Origin of the sequence: Parasedimentitalea maritima, assembly GCF_005771405.1 — a bacterium.
Lineage (GTDB): Bacteria > Pseudomonadota > Alphaproteobacteria > Rhodobacterales > Rhodobacteraceae > Parasedimentitalea > Parasedimentitalea maritima.
Genome location: NZ_VAUA01000007.1, coordinates 82623 through 100169, shown reverse-complemented (window position 1 = coordinate 100169; position 17547 = coordinate 82623). Strand labels below are relative to the sequence as shown.

At 55.0% G+C, this 17547-nt stretch carries 19 protein-coding genes; 16 read left to right on the top strand and 3 right to left on the bottom strand.

Annotated elements, in window-relative coordinates; genetic code table 11:
• Positions 1 to 104: 104 nt before the first annotated feature.
• Positions 105 to 857 carry an aspartate/glutamate racemase family protein gene (locus tag FEE96_RS14410; protein WP_138163825.1) on the top strand — a complete coding sequence of 251 codons (753 nt, stop codon included), beginning with the start codon at positions 105 to 107 and terminating at the stop codon, positions 855 to 857.
• Between the two features lie 975 nt (positions 858 to 1832).
• Here the strand turns inward: FEE96_RS14410 and FEE96_RS14405 are convergent.
• Both FEE96_RS14405 and FEE96_RS14400 read right to left on the bottom strand, forming a co-directional pair.
• On the bottom strand, positions 1833 to 2360 hold the full coding sequence (locus FEE96_RS14405; protein WP_138163824.1) for a prolyl-tRNA synthetase associated domain-containing protein: 528 nt from the start codon (positions 2358 to 2360) through the stop codon (positions 1833 to 1835).
• 132 nt (positions 2361 to 2492) lie between these two features.
• On the bottom strand, positions 2493 to 4415 hold the full coding sequence (locus FEE96_RS14400; protein WP_138163823.1) for an elongation factor G: 1923 nt from the start codon (positions 4413 to 4415) through the stop codon (positions 2493 to 2495).
• 614 nt (positions 4416 to 5029) lie between these two features.
• On the opposite strand from FEE96_RS14400, the gene FEE96_RS14395 reads away from it, so the two are divergent.
• The 3 genes from FEE96_RS14395 (at position 5030) to FEE96_RS14385 (ending at position 8433) form a co-directional block, all read left to right on the top strand.
• Positions 5030 to 5881 (top strand): hypothetical protein, encoded by an 852-nt coding sequence (locus FEE96_RS14395; protein WP_138163822.1) that lies wholly within the window; start codon positions 5030 to 5032, stop codon positions 5879 to 5881.
• Positions 5882 to 6350: 469 nt separating this feature from the next.
• Entirely contained in the window at positions 6351 to 7190 is an 840-nt protein-coding gene (locus FEE96_RS14390) for a DUF2189 domain-containing protein (RefSeq protein WP_138163821.1), read from the top strand.
• Positions 7191 to 7443: 253 nt separating this feature from the next.
• On the top strand, positions 7444 to 8433 hold the full coding sequence (locus FEE96_RS14385; protein ID WP_138163820.1) for a hypothetical protein: 990 nt from the start codon (positions 7444 to 7446) through the stop codon (positions 8431 to 8433).
• Positions 8434 to 8572: 139 nt separating this feature from the next.
• Here the strand turns inward: FEE96_RS14385 and FEE96_RS14380 are convergent, their stop codons facing one another.
• A complete protein-coding gene (locus tag FEE96_RS14380; RefSeq protein WP_138163819.1) occupies positions 8573 to 8833 on the bottom strand; it encodes a hypothetical protein in 261 nt (86 codons plus the stop codon).
• Positions 8834 to 9365: 532 nt separating this feature from the next.
• On the opposite strand from FEE96_RS14380, the gene FEE96_RS14375 reads away from it, so the two are divergent.
• From FEE96_RS14375 to FEE96_RS14320, 12 genes are all read left to right on the top strand, one after another.
• A complete protein-coding gene (locus FEE96_RS14375) occupies positions 9366 to 10379 on the top strand; it encodes a hypothetical protein (RefSeq protein WP_138163818.1) in 1014 nt (337 codons plus the stop codon).
• Positions 10380 to 10470: 91 nt separating this feature from the next.
• Complete coding sequence (locus FEE96_RS14370) at positions 10471 to 10971, top strand: hypothetical protein (protein ID WP_138163817.1); 501 nt, start codon at positions 10471 to 10473, stop codon at positions 10969 to 10971.
• Positions 10972 to 11135: 164 nt separating this feature from the next.
• Positions 11136 to 12635, top strand: coding sequence for a signal recognition particle protein (gene ffh, locus FEE96_RS14365; protein ID WP_138163816.1), 1500 nt, complete (start codon positions 11136 to 11138; stop codon positions 12633 to 12635).
• Positions 12632 to 12970, top strand: a complete 339-nt coding sequence (locus FEE96_RS14360; protein ID WP_138163815.1) for an NIPSNAP family protein — start codon at positions 12632 to 12634, stop codon at positions 12968 to 12970. The genes ffh and FEE96_RS14360 overlap by 4 nt, the downstream gene beginning before the upstream one ends.
• Entirely contained in the window at positions 12970 to 13509 is a 540-nt protein-coding gene (locus FEE96_RS14355) for a GNAT family N-acetyltransferase (protein ID WP_171021716.1), read from the top strand. Before FEE96_RS14360 ends, FEE96_RS14355 begins: the two co-directional genes overlap by 1 nt.
• Positions 13506 to 14042, top strand: a complete 537-nt coding sequence (locus tag FEE96_RS14350; protein ID WP_138163813.1) for a GNAT family N-acetyltransferase — start codon at positions 13506 to 13508, stop codon at positions 14040 to 14042. Before FEE96_RS14355 ends, FEE96_RS14350 begins: the two co-directional genes overlap by 4 nt.
• Entirely contained in the window at positions 14042 to 14647 is a 606-nt protein-coding gene (locus FEE96_RS14345) for a GNAT family N-acetyltransferase (RefSeq protein WP_138163812.1), read from the top strand. The genes FEE96_RS14350 and FEE96_RS14345 overlap by 1 nt, the downstream gene beginning before the upstream one ends.
• The gene (locus FEE96_RS14340) at positions 14640 to 14936 is read left to right on the top strand and encodes a chorismate mutase (protein ID WP_138163811.1); all 297 of its coding nucleotides are present in this window, start codon (positions 14640 to 14642) and stop codon (positions 14934 to 14936) included. The genes FEE96_RS14345 and FEE96_RS14340 overlap by 8 nt, the downstream gene beginning before the upstream one ends.
• A 95-nt stretch (positions 14937 to 15031) precedes the next feature.
• Positions 15032 to 15388 carry a 30S ribosomal protein S16 gene (rpsP, locus tag FEE96_RS14335; RefSeq protein WP_138163810.1) on the top strand — a complete coding sequence of 119 codons (357 nt, stop codon included), beginning with the start codon at positions 15032 to 15034 and terminating at the stop codon, positions 15386 to 15388.
• A gap of 4 nt (positions 15389 to 15392) precedes the next feature.
• On the top strand, positions 15393 to 16034 hold the full coding sequence (bluB, locus tag FEE96_RS14330) for a 5,6-dimethylbenzimidazole synthase (protein WP_138163809.1): 642 nt from the start codon (positions 15393 to 15395) through the stop codon (positions 16032 to 16034).
• 144 nt (positions 16035 to 16178) lie between these two features.
• Entirely contained in the window at positions 16179 to 16682 is a 504-nt protein-coding gene (rimM, locus tag FEE96_RS14325; RefSeq protein ID WP_138163808.1) for a ribosome maturation factor RimM, read from the top strand.
• 30 nt (positions 16683 to 16712) lie between these two features.
• A complete protein-coding gene (locus FEE96_RS14320; RefSeq protein ID WP_138163807.1) occupies positions 16713 to 17495 on the top strand; it encodes a hypothetical protein in 783 nt (260 codons plus the stop codon).
• Positions 17496 to 17547 lie beyond the last annotated feature (52 nt).

Sequence of the window (17547 nt, the reverse complement as noted above, 5' to 3'; positions counted from 1 at the left end):
AACATCTGCCGTCGACCTGACAATGGTCGGCGGCAAGCTACTCTTGCACGCAACCCCACCATCGGCCACGCTGCCAACAATTGCAGTAACAGGCGGGTATTTTGATGAAGAAGATTGGCATTCTTGGCGGCGTTGGCTGGGCCTCAACCGTGGATTACTACCGCGCAATCGCCAAAGGGTCCGGCACCTTTTTCGAAGCCCAGGGCGCCACATCCCCCTTACCCGTTCCCCCAATCACAATCGAATCCGTCACTCAGGCCCACACCCGCAGCCTGCGCGGCACACCGGGGGACGAGGCCAGCTGGGCTGCGTTCGACGCCGTATTCCGCGCGGCAATGTTAACGCTGGAAAACGCAGGTTGTGATTTTGCACTGATGGCCAGCAATACGCCACACACCCGCCTGCATGCGATCCGCCGCGGCGTAAACATCCCAATTATCAGCATCCTCGACGAGGCCGCCAAAGCCACCGCCGCCACTGGGGCGACCAGCGCCTTGGTCCTCGGCACAACTGTCACTATGCAGGCCACCAATTATGCCGAGTCACTGGCCTCCCACGGCATCGCCAGCAACGACAGGCTGACAGACACTGAAATCGCCGAAATGCAGGCGATGATCGACGAAGACTTCTATTCAGGTGGCTCTGACAAAGCACGCGACCGGTTACTAGCCTTCTGCAAACGCCACGCCACCCCCGACACTGCCATCCTGCTGGCCTGCACCGAACTGCCACTCGCCTTTCCTGATCACATTGATGACGTCAGCTTCCGGGCCGAAGGCTTTCTATTCGTCAATCCATCCGCTGCCCATGTCGCTGCTGCATTGGACCTGGCGTTGAGTGACGAAAAAGCAACCTGAACCAGACCTGTTGCATAGCCAGCGCGCGCTCACTTTACCCCGAATTGTCCTATGCCTGCCATAGTATCGCCCAATCGCGATTACTGCCGGGCCTGACACTCCGGCATTTGGAACAGGGTCCCGATAATCTAGGGGCACGCAGAGACAACGTTTAGCCTGTGGGACTGATCTCCCGCCCGCTTCCGCTGTGGCGACGTCGCCATTCTTAACTTTGCTGCTACGATTTACGGCAAGACAGTATCACAAACAGTCAGCAACCAACCGAGCCGCCGCTTGGTTGGTCAATCCTGCTGGACAGAAATATCTGCCAACTCAACTGAAAACCCTGGAAAGCTAGATACAAGGTCAGGCGCTGCCCGACATACCCCCCCCGGTGGGAAAATTTTAGCCTTAACCGAGTTGCCCAAGTCACGCCAATTGCCACTCACCCAATAGGGACAATTGAAAGACTCATTTTTGCCGCCACATGACTAGTCCTCATCCAGCGCGTTTAGGCGACTTTCCGGCAGCATCTCTCCGATACTTTGAGCCGATTGCGCTCAGGGGATATTGAAGGGCAAATCACTCATCGTTGCCGCGTCCTCTAATTATATTTTTCAAGAAGTGAACCAATGGATACAAAAAAAGTGGAACCACAATCAGTAGAAAAGTTACTCCCCCAAGCCTTTCTGAAACGCTATTGTCGGCATTTAGCGCTACGTGCAGCGCCCTTAAAATGAATGCAAAGGTAACTAGCGCAACAAATACAGAATAAAAAAGGGACTTCATCTTTTCTTTCCCCAACACTAATGAAAACCTACGACCTTTAGTGAACGGCAAACAACCAAAACGGCGCCTTTACGGTAAAAATTCCCCGACCACATCCGCTTTTTGGCGACGTCGCCCCATGTGACCAAATTGGGTAGACACAAGACCAAACCACAAAACAGCAGATAACCCAACAAGGCAAACACCCTGTCGGGCCAAAAGGCTGGCTTAGACCCAGCTGACCGCACAGCCAATGTGCTCAAAGAACGCCAGAAAATCCGCCCGCTTCATCCCAACCGTCCGAGTGTTCACCAGCGGGTGCATGTAAATCACATCAGCCTGTTGCGCGGCAGCGTCCATATAGAACTGTACCTCGTTCTGCACCCCGGTGATCATCGACAGCGGCGTCACTGCACCGGGAAACAGACCCAGATGCTGCATCAGCCGCTCGGGTGATCCAAACGACAGTTTCCCAACCCCCAGTTCTGCACCCAGTTCCTTTAGGTCGATCTTGCGGTCCTGCTCCAGCGTCACCAGATAATTGCGCTTTTTGCGATCCCGTAGGTACAGGTTTTTCACCCGCAACGCGTTCTCACCCGGCACCACCATCGCCGCCTCAACTTCTTTGGCTTCGCCCACGGAATGTAGCGGAGGGTGTTCATGCAGGACGTATCCCAGCCCCCATTCATTCAACTGCGCCAGCAGGGCGTCTGAGGAAACTGGCATGCTATCCAAATCTTGAGGTGTGTCGTCCATATCAGGTCAGTCCGTCGAAAAACTACAGTCAGTGCAGATCACGCGGAACCTTGGTGGAATGCAAGAGGTAGAAAAGCCAAGTGCCCGACCAATTACAGCCGGGCACCAATAGTTTTGGATAGCTTGGCCGCCTTATGCCTCGGCAAAGTCCGCACGCTTGGCCTCTTGGTAGTGGTCAAAATCGGTACTGAACCAACCCGTGCCGCGGGTGACACTGGCCAATGAACTGCACAGCTCATCCTGAACCGCCATCGGCAGCAGGGTTTCAAACACATCCCAGCCAGCCGCATCCGGGTTGTTTTCAAACCCCAGGATCTGCCCCTTCATACCGCTGACCACCGGCACCAAGCCGCCAGTAAACACCGAAGGCACATGGATATGCACCCGCATGATGGGTTGCAACAGTACCGCGCCCGCTTCTTTCAACGCTTCACGCACCGCGTTTTTCCCAGCCATGCGAAAGGCAAAGTCCGAACTGTCCACCGAATGGTGTTTGCCGTCTTTCAGGATCACACAAAGATCATCAACCGGGTGCCCATTCAGCCCCTCTGCCAATGCCTCGCGGGCGCCCGCCTCAACCGATGGGATGTAGTTCTTGGGCACAGCACCGCCTTTGATATGTTCCTCAAAGTGAAAGCCACTGCCGCGCGGTTCCGGGCGTATTTCAATCTTGATATCCGCAAATTGCCCGGCCCCACCAGATTGCTTGCGATGACGATGCTGGATTTCAACGGCGCGGGTAATGGTTTCACGCAGGGCGGGTGGCACCACGGCCTCTTCAACCTCGATACCAAATCCCTTTTTCAGCATCCCAAGCAGCCGTCGCATATGCAGTGGACCCTGCGCATTCAGCACCGCATGACCAGTCTGCGGATGTTGCTCAACCACCAATGCCGGATCAATTTCACCCAGCCGTTCCAGGGCCACAGACAGTCTCGCATCATCGCGATCCCGCACCGGCGTCACCACCCGGCGAAAGGTTGAAGGATGCGGTTGCGCCCAACCCGGCAGCGCAGCGCTGCCATCGCGCATATAGGCGTAGCCCATGTTCAGATGGTCAGACTTCACCGCCTGCCCCAGATCACCAGAGGCCAGCCCGCCACCGTTTGACCCTTTGGCCAGCCCGGTTAACGATCCCAACGTTGCACCGGCCACAGGCACGTCGCTGCCCATCGCGCCATCCATCGCCCGCACTGTAATTGTCTTGCCCAGATGTTTAACCAGATCCGCCAGACAACCAATGCCAACCACCTCGCCTCCCAGTTTTGATTTGCCGGACAGACGTTTCAGTGTTGCGCCCACATCCGGGGCCTCGTGCCGCAGTGATTTCATCAACCGCATGACACCGTTGCAATGACTGGCCGCGCCCAGCAGCACCGGCAATAAGTCATTGTGCTGCAGCACCTTGGTGGCAACATCATAAACTTCATCCGTCAGGATCTTATGATCTTCGATCAGTTCTTCCATCAGGTGATCATCAAAATCAGCCAGTGTCTCCAGCATCTCGCCACGGGCTTCTTGTTCGCGGCTGATCATGTCGCGGGGCAGTTTGATCAGTGCCGAGGGCCTGCCTTCGTTGTATTTCCAGGCCCGTTCCGAGATCAAATCAACTGCGCCGACGACCTCACCATGCTCGCGCATTGGCACCTGTCGCAGCACCAGATTATGACGGCAATAGGTCTGCAGGGATTCGACAATCCGCGCCACCCGGTGTGGCGCCACATCCATGCGATTGATAAAAAGAAAGGCGGGGATGCCCGCCTCTTCGATCAACCGGATATACGGTGCGCTGAGCACCGCCGCCTCGGCATCCGCCGGGACCACCAGCACCGCCGCATCGCTGGCCGCCAGGGCAGGCCCCGCCTGTGACAGGTTTTCCGGGCCACCGGCAACATCAATCGCAGCCCAGTCTTCTTTCATAAATTGGAACGGCTGCAACGCCGCCACCTGCGCCACGTCCTGACGCTTGCCAGCCGTGCCCTCCAGCGCGGCCGAAGCTGCCGCAAGTGTCGACTTTCCCGACTGCGACGGCCCCAAAATCGTAAATACCCTCATACTCAATTTCCTCCTCGGCGTCCAAATGGCTGCACGAAAGGGAAGCGCGGATGTCTCAGCCGCGTTGACTGTCTGAATATGAGCTCTGCCTCGCCCCGTCTGGTCGCTTGGTGACCCCCCGGTTCGGGAGTCGGGCCATGGCGGTATGGTTCCGAGTGTTTGCCAAGGGGCGGCTGGGGTCAAGGGCCGAATGTCGCACGAACTGAAAATGCGGTCTTGGAAAAACAGCGCGAGCTGTTTCTTCTCGATTGCGGATCCAATCCTTGCCCAAGCTCCATTGGACGCCATGCAGATCGGCAAATCAAGCGATCCCAAAGCTTCAGATACACCACAACCGAGAAAACATCATTCCACTACTTTAAGGTTATCAGCGAAATGCGGCACAAAGTTGAAAACCTTGTTGGGGTCAACATCAACTAAAGGTGCATATCAACGCACTACGACAGATGTGCCCATACCATCAGGTGTACACATTCTTCACAACGCTCATAGTTCCCCGATTATCCGCCCTGAATATGAAAAAATCCAACTAGGAAACCAAAATAAATGGGTAGAAATTTACTTCCAAATACCCCTTAGTTGACTAGTTCATCAATAAAAACAGGGATTAATACATGACTATTAAAATAAGTATCGTTGCCGCTGACATCGAAGGCTCAGCTGAAGTGAATATCAATGGCGACGAAGTTTACCCAATTAGGGACGCTGACAAACCCGCGTTTCATCTGGATAACCGCATTAAAGATGTAGTCAAGAGTTACGCTCTCTCGCATCTCAAAAACAGAAATGGCGCTTCTGACAGCGACAGTGATTGTTATCCAAACGATGCATATTTGAGCAGTAATGAAACGACCCTCTATGGAAAGTACAAGTGGAAACCAGTTAATGTTCGCTTGAGAGCAATGAAGCACAATGTACGGTTCGCAGAACCGGAGGTGTTGGCCGTTGGGCATGCCGAATTTGGTTTCGATGTGAAAGGATCTGTTTCAAACAGTCATATTGCGGTCGATGCGACTTTTGTTGAGCGCGTCACAAAGACGACAAACAGGTCTGTAACCATTGGGATAGGGCAAGAAATCAAGTACGGGATTAGCGTTCTTGGCACAGGTGGGGAAGGCACAACGTCCTTTAATATCAGTTCAACTGTTGGTGAGGGGTTCGCTGAACAAAAAGAAGTTAGAGCCAGCATATCCGCAGGACAGGATTTCAAACTGGAACCGGGGCAAAAAGCCGTAGGAACAGTTTACGCGCATCGAATGAAAATGCTTGTCGATCTAGATATCGAGGCCACGGTTGAAGGTGCTATTGCGTGCAATTTCAACCCTCGCGTGGGCGGCAGCCATTACTGGGGCATAGACGCGTCACAAGCAATTCAGGCCAATGGAATGGCACCAAGAATTGTCTACTCCGAAACCATTGAGGTTGAATTTTATACCAATTTCAAAGTTGACGTAAAAGGAGTGTAATTGCCTGACAACAGCAGAGTAGCTCGACCGATAGGTGTCAGAAACCTGTACGCCAAATTGAGCATAGCTACTTTTCAAATTCTTAAGACTTCTCGCCAATTGGCGATCACCAAAGCGAGCTAGTCCCGAAAATTGATGACCTGCCACCATAACTGGTGGCAGGTCTTTTTGCGTTTTATTTGGCGGGCAAGGTCATCAACAGAGGGAAAAGGCAAAGAATTCCCGGATTACATAAAGGCGTTATTGACCTTGGCGGTGGTTAGACATCTTTGCATGGCCCGCACAACAGTTCCAAAATCGCTTCCGGCTGCACGCTGCAATTGCTCCGACAACGGCCAGCTTCGTTGCTCCGCTCTTGCTCGCATACCCCAACTGAGGCAAAGTTATATGCAAACGAGGGATGCCATTCTATCGTTGGGCTTGTTCGCAAAAGGACCAGCACAGCACCCCTCTTCTGGAGGAATGTGTCATGACATCCAAGACCTCAGAATCCACACCACCGGACAAGCTGGCGCCGCGACCGTCGTTCATTCCCAAGGTCAACAAGATGACTGCGAGCGATATCACTGCCTCGCTTAAAGCCGGGTTTTCGGACTTTCTGGCGCGCCCTGTCATGAGCGGCTTTTTTGGTCTGTTCTATGCTGTTTTTGGCATCCTGTTTGTTTGGTGTCTGGTCTGGCTCGGCAAGATCTGGATGATCATTCCCGCCATCATCGGTTTCCCACTGGTCGCACCTTTCGCCGCCGCTGGACTTTATGAAATGTCCCGCCGGTTGCAAAAGGGAGAGAGCTTCGGGTGGTCAGACATCCTTGGCGTCATGGCCAATCAACGCAAACGCGAAATGGGATGGATGGCCTTTGTCACGCTGTTCATATTCTGGGTGTGGATTTACCAGATCCGGCTATTGCTGGCGATCATCCTCAAAAATGCATCCTTCGCGGATTTTGACGGGTTTTTGACCTCAGTATTCTTCACCCCGCAGGGCTGGACCTTCCTAGCAGTTGGAACCTGCACAGGTGCAATTCTGTCGGCTGCGCTGTTCTCGGTAACCGTCATCGCTATGCCTATGCTGCTCGACCGGGAAACCAATTTCGTTTCTGCAATGCTCACGTCCATTCGCGTTGTCACGAAAAACCCGACGGTCATGCTCTCCTGGGCGGCGATCATCTCGGTCACCATGCTGTTGTCACTGGTTCCGGCTTTTCTAGGCCTGATCTTCACCCTGCCGATCATTGGCCACACCACATGGCATCTGTATCAACGGGCTATACCTCCAGTCGACAAAAACCCAGTTGAACCGTCACCTTGAAATGTTGTGTTATTGTCGGCGCAGACCTTGTGCAAAAGGGCAATTTGCACCTAGCATGGGCAAACCATTTTTACCTTGAATTAGCCTGGTTAGATTTCCGAGGGGGATCGAACCAGTGAAAAGGCGCTATTCACTAAACGCCGTTTGTCATCAACGAGGAGAACGACATGGTGAACGGCTTGAAATTTGACGGGGTGTTATGACCGCTTGTTTTTGCGCGATCCCGCCCGAGTCATCAGCCAAGGCCGCAGCAATGGCGAAAATGTGTGCGAGCCTGGTCGTGCCGCCCATGATGCCCGCCGCAATGGTCAACCTGCAAGCAGCCGCAAGTGCAACCGCCGCGATTGATCCGTTTGCGGACATGGCGGCTTCGGCGCTTCCGCTGAGCAAGTTCACGATGCCAGAGGTCGGCTTTGGCCTGGGACCTTTGGTCAAAATTGCAGCCGTCCTTAAGCTACTGCCAAACAAAATGGCTCTGTTTGACCCCATCAAACTGCAGGCGGAACTCGACGCTATGGCCAAAAGCATCGCACCACAAGCCGCTTCTCTCAAGGCGATGGCCAGCGTCAACACCAGTGTAATGGTAAAGTTTTCTGCGATGGCATCTGTTGTTGCGGAACTCAAAGCCGCTGGTCTGGATCCGTTTGAAGTCGATTTCGCAGAGAGCGTAACAGAAAAAATCGGTAGCGCCCCCCGGCCGAGCTGGTCTCCGACCCTGCCATTGGGCCTTTTGCCAAAACTGCAATTCCTGGCCAGCCTGCCGCCACTGGCAGAGATTACCGAAGAGTTGGACATCGCTCCCGGAGCCGAGGCGGCGCAAAAGCTGTCGTCGATGCTAAAACCGCTGTTGCCCGTGGTGATGATGCCATCCCTGCCAATCCAACTCATGATCAAGGCCTCAATGACCATGTCGATGGTCGAAAACATCTCGGAAAACCTTCAGATGGGCAGCCCCGAAGCCCGCCAGAAATCAGCAGCGATGATGCGCATGATGGCCTCAACCAATCTGAGTGTGACACTGGCACCTCCGCCCCCACCTCCACTTGGTCTTCCGGCTCTGGAGGACGTAAAGATCGGAATGAAGATGGCCAAACAGGGATTTATCTCCGCTAAAACAAGCGGTGTCGCGATACCGGAGCTGTCTTTCATTCCCACTTTGCAGGCTGTTCTCAACATGCGAATGACTCTGGCGCAACTTACCAAGGCACCCCCCATAGGATTTTGCACCCAGTGCGGGCTTTGAGTGCCTCTTGAGGTTACCTGCCATTTTTCTACTGGGGTTAAGAGGTTCGCCAACACGGACAACACTTTGGAATTTAGGTGCGACTTTCAGCCTGCGGATTTTTCAAATTTACCAGCTGTGCGGACAAAACTGTCGTCACTCAGGGCAAGACCTCTTGAGTCATTCTAGCTTCTGATAGCGGCGTACCATCTTCAAAGTCGCCCAGATGGGTTAGAGCCAATGCTATCACTTTCTCAAGTGCGGCGACATCGAGTTCATTGCCGTAAGTGTTTATCTTCAGGTGGTTCGTGTCGTCATACCGCGTAACATCTGCGATATGTTGCTGGTCTCCATCCCAAAGCTCAAGGGACTTCGTGTTCTTGTGAATATCTCCGACGGTCTGCCAATCAAGCTTCATCATTGCACATTTCTATCAGACGCAAGTTCCGTTGCAATGGGCTCAAAGCTACTAATGATTGATCGCGGCATCTGTCCGGCACCTCACAACGAAAACGGCTATCCGAACCACACATTGTAAAAGCCGTCCGCAACGCATCCCAGTAACTGATCCTCATCACCAAGCCGAGCGACCGCCTGCCCGTGGGGTGGCGATCCAACACGCTTGAAGGCCACTTTATGCCTGCAACATCCGTACGAGATTGGTCTGACGCGGCAAGCCCACCAAATCGCCAGCCCGCCGGTACGGGCTGGCGATCGCGCGGCGGCCTACGGCCTTGTTCCGCGCAGAGCGAAGCTCTAGTCGAGCACGGCTCAATTCAACCCACTACTTCGCTGCAAAAATGACAGCAGTGTAGGGCAAACTGAATTCTCGGTGCGTCAGCAACTAAATGCATTCCCCTTAGGGTTGTTCACCATTAAACTGGCAAGAAGATGGCCCGTAAAAGACAGGCGCCAGCGGCACAGCCGTGTATTATGTACAGAGGTCAAATTCAGTGATTTGGAACATTTTCAAAAAAGGAACAGACACTTCAAGCGAAAAACTTGACCCGAAGGTTGAGAGATACCGCGACCTTGGAACCCGAATTCTCCAGTCAGAAACGAGACCAGAACACTTCACAAAATTGGAGTATCGTATTCGCGCGGAATTTTCGCTTTACCATCGCTGGTCGTCAAATAAAAAAGTTAAACACCTTCTAAATGCCGAAATAGCAGCTGCTCAGCAATTGACTGGCCTGCCGCTTATTTTCATGTTTCATGGGGACGGCCGCGTTCGTGAAGCCGCCTTGAAACACCTAGAAGGTCCGCTGGTTGCGCCAGCAAATGTGTATTCGCTTTTTTGGCGGATGAACGATTGGTCTCCCATTGTTCGCGATGCAGCAAAGCACGCTGCACGAAAGTGCCTACCAACAACTCCTGCAACTGTGATTTATCCCGCGTTGAAGGCAATGCTACCTCACGTTCCGAATTGGGGGCGCTGGTCCAATGAGGGACCTGCATTTGTTGATGCAACCCTTATGAGGCAGGACGTGGCAGAGCTGTTACTTCGAGATATCATCGAGACGTCACAACCCCGTCTTGGGCAACTCTTTCGAGAAATCTTCCGAAACCCTTGGATCGATCAGCATCTTGAACACGTAGCGCGCAAAGCCGCCTTACCGCATATTCGAGCCATAGCACTGGATGCGCTGCTCACGCGCAAAGTGCGTTGGCCGACATGGAAATGCAAAACGGTTTGGATTGATCGCTCGATGGGGGGATATCGAAAGGAACCTACATTCTTCGATCGTGACTTAAAGATTGATGTCGATGTTCCACTCTGCCTACGTCTTGGAGCGCAAGATAGGGCAAGCATTGTGCGCAAGCGCGCCGCTGATGGCATAATCGCTTTCCGAAATGACGAGGTCTTGCGGCTTCATATCGATGAAATTTCCAAAATACTCAAAAACGATAAGAACATCGGCGTTATATCTCGGATGGATTTTCTTCATCGAAAAAGGCAGGAGTAGATCCGCTGGCATTTGAATTAGGTAGTGTTTCGACTTTGTTGATAACAGTTCTTTTCTGATCCCCCCAGTTGCAGCTATGGTACCCCCACCCATGAAAATCATCCGCAACACACCTCAACAACTGATCATCGCCAACAAGCCCTGGCTGATTGGCATTGCCTTGATCCTGTTCATTCTGGCCTTTGTCGGCGCCGGACTGCTGGTTGCAACTGAGGAACCTCTGTTTGGCATTCCTTTTGGATTGTTTGGGGGCGGCATCGGGACGGTCTGTTTTGTCGCCTTTGTGCGTCGGGTGCAGGTGATCTTTGACTGCGCCAGCAATCTCATCACCATCCGCAAGCAGTCACTTTATGCCTATAGTGAAGAAACCCACCCCCTGTCACAGTTGGACAAAGCGGTTCTGGAAACCACGACATCCTCGATGAACAACGGCAACAATAGTATAATGTATCGCCCATCTTTAGACATCGGCGGCACCCTTCACCCTATGGTCATCAGCTACACCAACACCCGTGGCCCCGCCCGGCTGGTCAACGCCGTAAACAAGTGGCTCAAGGCCGCACCGCTTGACTCTAGAACCGATCAGGCGTAACGCAACTCCCAACATCCGGAAGAACTCTAATCTTCCGGTCCCTGCTTGTACCAGGGATCGCCCCCCACCAGCGTGTTACGCCCGTGGGGGCAATTGTGTATGGATCATTTGCTCCCTATCTATAGGGGCGCCACGACTGAAACCGGCAAAGGAGCCCAAGAGGCATGTTTGAAAATCTATCCGAACGCCTATCCGGTGTCTTTGACCGGCTCACCAAACAGGGCGCTCTGAACGAAGAAGACGTCAAAACCGCCCTGCGCGAAGTCCGTGTTGCCCTGCTAGAGGCCGATGTCTCGCTGCCCGTTGCGCGTGAGTTCATCAAGAAGGTACAGAGTGAAGCCACCGGACAGGCCGTCACCAAATCGGTGACCCCCGGCCAACAGGTCGTCAAGATCGTGCACGATGCGCTGATCTCCACCCTGCAAGGCGACGGCGATCCCGGCCAGCTGAAGATCGACAACCCACCTGCCCCCATCCTGATGGTTGGTTTGCAGGGGTCGGGTAAGACCACCACCACCGGTAAGCTGGCCAAGCGCCTGAAGGAACGGGACGGCAAACGGGTACTGATGGCCTCGCTTGATGTCTATCGCCCGGCGGCTATGGAACAGCTGGCGGTTCTGGGCAAACAGCTGGGTGTTGACACGCTACCGATTGTAGCCGGACAAAAACCCGTCGACATCGCCAAGCGCGCCAAGCAACAGGCCTCTTTGGGGGGCTATGACGTCTATATGCTGGATACCGCGGGTCGTCTGCACATCGACGAACTGCTGATGCAAGAGGTCGAGGACGTCCGCAATGTGGTCGAGCCTCGCGAGACTCTGCTGGTGGTCGATGGCCTGACTGGTCAGGTCGCGGTCGAGGTTGCACAGGAATTCGACGACAAAATCGGTGTGTCGGGCGTTGTGCTGACCCGGATGGACGGCGACGGACGCGGCGGTGCGGCCCTGTCGATGCGCGCCGTCACCGGCAAACCTATCCGCTTTGTCGGTATGGGCGAAAAGATGGACGCGCTCGAAACGTTTGAGCCTGACCGTATCGCCGGCCGTATCCTTGGCATGGGTGACATCGTCGCGCTGGTTGAAAAGGCCCAGGAAACCATCGAGGCCGAACAGGCCGAAAAGATGATGAAGCGCATGATGAAGGGTCAGTTCAACATGAACGACCTGCGCACTCAGCTGGAACAAATGCAGCAAATGGGCGGCATGGAAGGCATGATGTCGATGATGCCCGGCATGGGCAAAATGGCCAAGCAGGTCGAAGAGTCCGGGTTTGACGACAAAGTGCTGAAACGCCAGATCGCGCTGATCCAGTCGATGACCAAGAAAGAACGCGCCAACCCCAAGCTGCTGCAAGCCAACCGCAAAAAGCGGATTGCGCGCGGTGCTGGCATGGAAGTGTCCGACCTGAACAAGCTTCTGAAAATGCACCGCCAGATGGGCGACATGATGAAGAAGATGGGCAAGATGGGCAAAGGCGGCATGCTCAAACAAGCCATGAAGGGTATGATGGGCAAAGGCGGCGGCATGCCCGGCGCTGGCGACATGGGCGGCATGGATCAGGCCGCACTGGAGGCTGCTGCCAAACAGATGGGTGGCAAACTGCCCGGTCTGGGTGGCGGCATGGGGCTGCCTCCGGGTCTAAGCGGGTTTGGTAAAAAGAAATGATCACCTGTACGCTGACATACGAAATTGACCCCAATCAGGTCGACGCTTTTGAAGCGTACGGCCGGGTATGGATTGGGCTGGTCAATCGTTTCGGCGGCACTCATCACGGGTATTGGCTACCCCATGAGGGCGCCAACGATATCGCCTATGCCAAGTTCTCGTTCCCGTCTCTGACAGCCTACGAGGCCTATCGCATAGCTTCGATGGATGATGCCGACTGCCAAAAGGCGTTTGCCTTTGCCCAGCGCACCGGCTGTATTCGCCGCTACGATCGCAGCTTCACCCGTCCGGTACTGGATGCAGCACCTGTTGCCACGCTCGAGGATCTGGCCTGATGCAAATCCCCACAATATCAACCCCACGTCTGACGCTGCGCGCGCCCGAAGCCGGTGATTTCCCGGACTTCGCCGCCTTTTATGCGTCTGATCGGGCGAAGTTTGTGGGTGGTCCGGCAACCGAAGAGCAAAGCTGGCGCATGCTGGCAACCGAGCTGGGCCACTGGCCCCTGCGTGGTTATGGCCGTTGGGCTGTTGAAGAAACGGCAACCAGAAAATTGGCGGGCATCATCGGGTTGTGGAATCCCAATGGTTGGCCCGAGCCCGAATTGGGCTGGGACCTGATGAACGGATTTGAGGGCAAAGGCTACGCAACCGAGGCTGCCTTGGCCGCGCGCGAATATGCCTATGGCACTCTGGGTTGGACCACCACCATCAGCCTTGTTGCACCGGCCAACGATGGCTCCCGTGCTGTCGCCAAACGCATGGGCGCGACATTCGAGGGCATGTTCGAACACGAGCGTCATGGCACACTGGAAATCTGGCGTCATCCGTCGTCTGATGACCTGACCGATGGTGGAATGGAGGCCTACGCATGACCTCTGTGACGCTGAACATCCCTGTTGTGGAAACTGAACGTCTGATCCTGCGCGGCCATCGCATGGAAGATCTGGACGCGATGGTTGAGTTCTTTGCCGGGGATCGAAACAGCTATGTCGGCGGCAAGATGGAGCGCGGCGATTGTTGGCGCGCCCTGCTGCGCGGTATGGGCCACTGGGCCATGCGCGGCTATGGCCTCTGGCATATCGAAGAAAAGGCAACCAGCAAGATTGCGGGCTGGGCAGGCATCCTGCACCATATCGAGTGGCCCGAACCCGAACTGGCCTATACCCTGTTCGAAGGTTTCGAAGGTAAAGGCTTTGCCTTCGAGGCAGCAACTGCAGCCCGTGACTACGCCGCACATAACTTTGGCATTGATGCCCCCGTCAGCCTGATCGACCCCGAGAACACACAGTCGATGAAGCTGGCCGGCCGCATGGGCGCGGTGTTCGAAAAAGATATCGTTGTGATTGGCTATCCAACACAGGTCTGGCGTCACCCAAGCTCCCTGACCCAAGCGGGGACAGTGTAATGCCAACTCAGAACATCCCCACCATAGAAACCAACCGGTTGATCCTGCGCGGCCCCGAGGCCGAGGACTACCCGGATTTCAAGGCTACGTTCAGCTCCTATCGCGCCCGCTTTATGGGTGGTCCGCTGAACACCTATGAAGCCTGGATGCTCTACGCTGCGGAAATTGGCCACTGGCAGATCCACGGATTTGGCATGTGGATGATCCATGATAAGGTCACGGATGAGACCTACGGCATGGCTGGCGGCTGGATGCCTGCCGGTTGGCCGGAGCGTGAAATCGCCTGGATCATCTGGCCCGATGCCGCTGGCCGGGGTTATGCGCTTGAGGCAACTCATGCCGCGCGCAACTACTTTTATTCCCAACAAGGCTGGGATGGCGCGGTTAGCTATATCGACCCCAAAAACCTGGACTCGATTCGCCTGGCGGAACGTCTGGGTGCGACCAAGGACAAAGACGCCAATACCATTGACGGCAACGACGCGGTCTACCGCCACCCTTCAGCTGACGTGCTGAAGGACAGCCAAATCGCACATGGCATCGAGATGGAAATCAGCCACTACGCCGACCCGCTGTTCAAGCCAAAAGGATGGGCCCTTGACTGACAACGTGACACGCGCTGCGGAGATCCTGAAAGGTCACCGCGAAAGCATCGACCGTCTGGATGCGATCCTCGTCTACACTCTGGGCGAGCGGTTCAAGCACACTCAGGCAGTGGGCAAGCTGAAAGCAGAACATGACCTGCCGCCCTCAGACCCGTCCCGCGAGGCGACGCAGATTGCCCGTCTTGAAGATCTGGCCAACCGCGCCGATCTCGACCCCGAATTCGCTAAGAATTTCCTAAACTTCATCATCACCGAGGTGATCCATCACCACAAGAAGCACCAGGAATAACCAACGTAGGGTGTGTGCTTGCACGCACCGCACCACGACAACCAAGAATGCCGGTGGAAATACCACCGACAAAAGCCTTTAAAGGAGATACTCTCATGGCTATGAAAATTCGTCTCGCCCGTGGCGGTTCCAAAAAGCGTCCTTTCTATCGCATCGTTGCGGCTGACAGCCGTATGCCACGCGACGGTCGCTTCATCGAAAAGCTGGGCACATACAACCCGCTGCTGCCGAAAGACAGCGAAGAGCGTGTAAAAATGGACATCGAGCGCGTTCAGTACTGGATCTCCAAAGGCGCACAGCCAACTGACCGTATCGCACGTATGCTGGAAGCAGCTGGCGTTCGCGATAAGGCCGAGCGCAACAACCCTAAAAAGGGTACTCCTGGCAAGAAAGCCGTTGAGCGCGCTGAAGAAAAAGCTGCCAAGTCTGCTGAAGCAGCCGACGCGGAATAAGAACATGGCATTGCGGGGATCTGAGTTTTCCGAAGATTTCCGCAGCCAGCTTGATCTGCTGATGCGGCTCCGGCGCGATGTGCGCCGGTTCCGCAGCACACCGGTGGACGAGACAGTGCTCACGCGCTGTCTCGACGCCATCCGCCTGGCCCCATCTGTAGGGCTCAGCGAACCCTGGCGCATCTTGCGCATCAACAGCGAGACGGTCCGCGCCGCCGCCTTGAAGAATTTTGAGGCCGCCAATGCCGACGCCTTGGCAGGTTACTCAGGCGAAAACGCCAAAATCTATTCGCAGCTGAAACTAACCGGCATGCAGGACGCCCCCGTCCAACTGGCGATCTACTGCGACGACTCGACCACCAAAGGTCGCGGTTTAGGCGCAGGCACCATGCCGGAAATGCGCCGCTATTCTGTCGTCACCGCCATCACCCTGTTCTGGCTATCCCTACGCGCCGAAGGCCTGGGGCTGGGCTGGGTATCGATCCTGGATCCCGAACAGCTGAACCGTGACCTGAATGTACCTGATGACTGGCAACTCATCGGCTATTTCTGTCTGGGCCACCCAGAGGAAATTTCCGAGACCCCGGAGTTGGAGCAAAAGGGCTGGGAAGCCCGTCAAGACAATCTAAAGATTGAACATCGATGAGCCTGCTGTTTCGCCCCTTTCGAACCCTAATGATGTTAGCCTTTGCATTTGCTGCCGGGATCGGGTTTGACCGCGTCAAACATTCAGAACGCTGCCAAATTGCAGGCGGCAGTGTATTGGCAGGACTCTGCACAGGAGAAGACAATGACTGACCTGATCTGTATTGGCGCTGTGGCCGGCTCATTTGGGGTGCGCGGCGAGGTTCGCCTGAAAAGCTTTTGTGCTGTGCCCGAAGACATCGAGAGCTATTCTCCGCTTAAGTCGGAAGACGGCAGCCAGAGCTTCTCTGTCTCGCTGACTCGTGTCACCAACAACGGGTTTGTTGCCATTCTGGGCGGCATCGACACCAAAGAGCAGGCCGATGCCATCAAGGGGTTGCGGCTGTTTGCACCGCGCGACGCCCTGCCCCACCTGCCCGATGACGAATATTACTATACTGACCTGACCGGCCTGGAGGTCTTCGACACCGGCGGCACTCGGCTGGGGCAGGTAAAATCGGTGGAAAATCATGGCGCCGGCGACCTACTTGAAATTCACGGGCCTGGGTTGAAGGATACTGTCCTGTTGCCCTTTACACAGGCTGCGGTGCCAACGGTAGATCTGGAACAGGGACGCATCATCGCGGATCCGCCTGACGGGTTGTTCTAACGTGGTTCCCGCACCACAGGATGTCAGTACATGCGACTGATCCTCTATGCGGGGTTTCACAAAACCGGAACCAGTTCAGTCCAACGCGCGCTTTCACAAAACAAAGCCTTGCTGGACTCTTTTGTCCGGGTCCTGATGAAGCAGGATATGACCGCCCTGTGTAAAGCTGCCCGTGCCTGGTCAATCAGCCGCGATACACTGGACCAAGGTCTGTTGCAGTATGAATGCGCCGAGCTGATCTCTTCCCTCAATCCTGACGACCCCCGGCCCGTGCTGCTGGCATCCGAAGACCTTGGCGGTCATATGCCCGGTCGACTTGGTTTGAAAACCTACGACGCGGTGCCAGACCTGATGGGTACGATTAGGCAGACCGCAACGCTGGTTCGCACAGATATCGACATGTCCTTCTATTTTTCTACTCGATCAAAGGACGCTTGGTTGCGCAGCTGCTATGCCCAACACCTGCGCGCCTCGGACCTGACGGCGGACGAAGGAGACTACGTGAAAAACCACCAGACATCTGCTGATTTTGCGCCCATTTTGGACAAAGTGCGGGACGTGGTGGCCCCACATTCGGTTACCAGCGCTTCGCTGGAAGCGTCCCAACAAGGTGAAAATGGCCCACTGGGCCCCATCCTGGACCTATTGGGAGTACCGCAATCCCTGCGTCATAAATTAACCCCGGTGCCCGCCATCAACACGCGGTTGCCAAAGGCACTTCAGCAAAAATTGCTTGAAATAAACCGTTCGCCCTTGCCGTACAAAGTACGCCACCAACAAAAGCAGTCGCTGATTGCAGGCTGGCATGAATGATCAATTCAGGCTATGCCGCAGGCCACTTGGAATCCTCTGGATCACCTGAACC

Bases quoted from the DNA above. Each gene is read 5' to 3' on its own strand.
- FEE96_RS14405 (WP_138163824.1), bottom strand. From the start codon at position 2,360: ATGGACGACACACCTCAAGATTTGGATAGCATGCCAGTTTCCTCAGAC.
- FEE96_RS14320 (WP_138163807.1), top strand. From the start codon at position 16,713: ATGCGACTGATCCTCTATGCGGGGTTTCACAAAACCGGAACCAGTTCA.
- FEE96_RS14385 (WP_138163820.1), top strand. From the start codon at position 7,444: ATGGCGAAAATGTGTGCGAGCCTGGTCGTGCCGCCCATGATGCCCGCC.
- FEE96_RS14360 (WP_138163815.1), top strand. From the start codon at position 12,632: ATGATCACCTGTACGCTGACATACGAAATTGACCCCAATCAGGTCGAC.
- FEE96_RS14410 (WP_138163825.1), top strand. From the start codon at position 105: ATGAAGAAGATTGGCATTCTTGGCGGCGTTGGCTGGGCCTCAACCGTG.
- rpsP (WP_138163810.1), top strand. From the start codon at position 15,032: ATGGCTATGAAAATTCGTCTCGCCCGTGGCGGTTCCAAAAAGCGTCCT.
- FEE96_RS14380 (WP_138163819.1), bottom strand. From the start codon at position 8,833: ATGATGAAGCTTGATTGGCAGACCGTCGGAGATATTCACAAGAACACG.
- rimM (WP_138163808.1), top strand. From the start codon at position 16,179: ATGACTGACCTGATCTGTATTGGCGCTGTGGCCGGCTCATTTGGGGTG.
- FEE96_RS14345 (WP_138163812.1), top strand. From the start codon at position 14,042: ATGCCAACTCAGAACATCCCCACCATAGAAACCAACCGGTTGATCCTG.
- FEE96_RS14400 (WP_138163823.1), bottom strand. From the start codon at position 4,415: ATGAGGGTATTTACGATTTTGGGGCCGTCGCAGTCGGGAAAGTCGACA.
- bluB (WP_138163809.1), top strand. From the start codon at position 15,393: ATGGCATTGCGGGGATCTGAGTTTTCCGAAGATTTCCGCAGCCAGCTT.
- FEE96_RS14395 (WP_138163822.1), top strand. From the start codon at position 5,030: ATGACTATTAAAATAAGTATCGTTGCCGCTGACATCGAAGGCTCAGCT.
- FEE96_RS14370 (WP_138163817.1), top strand. From the start codon at position 10,471: ATGAAAATCATCCGCAACACACCTCAACAACTGATCATCGCCAACAAG.
- FEE96_RS14355 (WP_171021716.1), top strand. From the start codon at position 12,970: ATGCAAATCCCCACAATATCAACCCCACGTCTGACGCTGCGCGCGCCC.
- FEE96_RS14390 (WP_138163821.1), top strand. From the start codon at position 6,351: ATGACATCCAAGACCTCAGAATCCACACCACCGGACAAGCTGGCGCCG.
- FEE96_RS14350 (WP_138163813.1), top strand. From the start codon at position 13,506: ATGACCTCTGTGACGCTGAACATCCCTGTTGTGGAAACTGAACGTCTG.
- ffh (WP_138163816.1), top strand. From the start codon at position 11,136: ATGTTTGAAAATCTATCCGAACGCCTATCCGGTGTCTTTGACCGGCTC.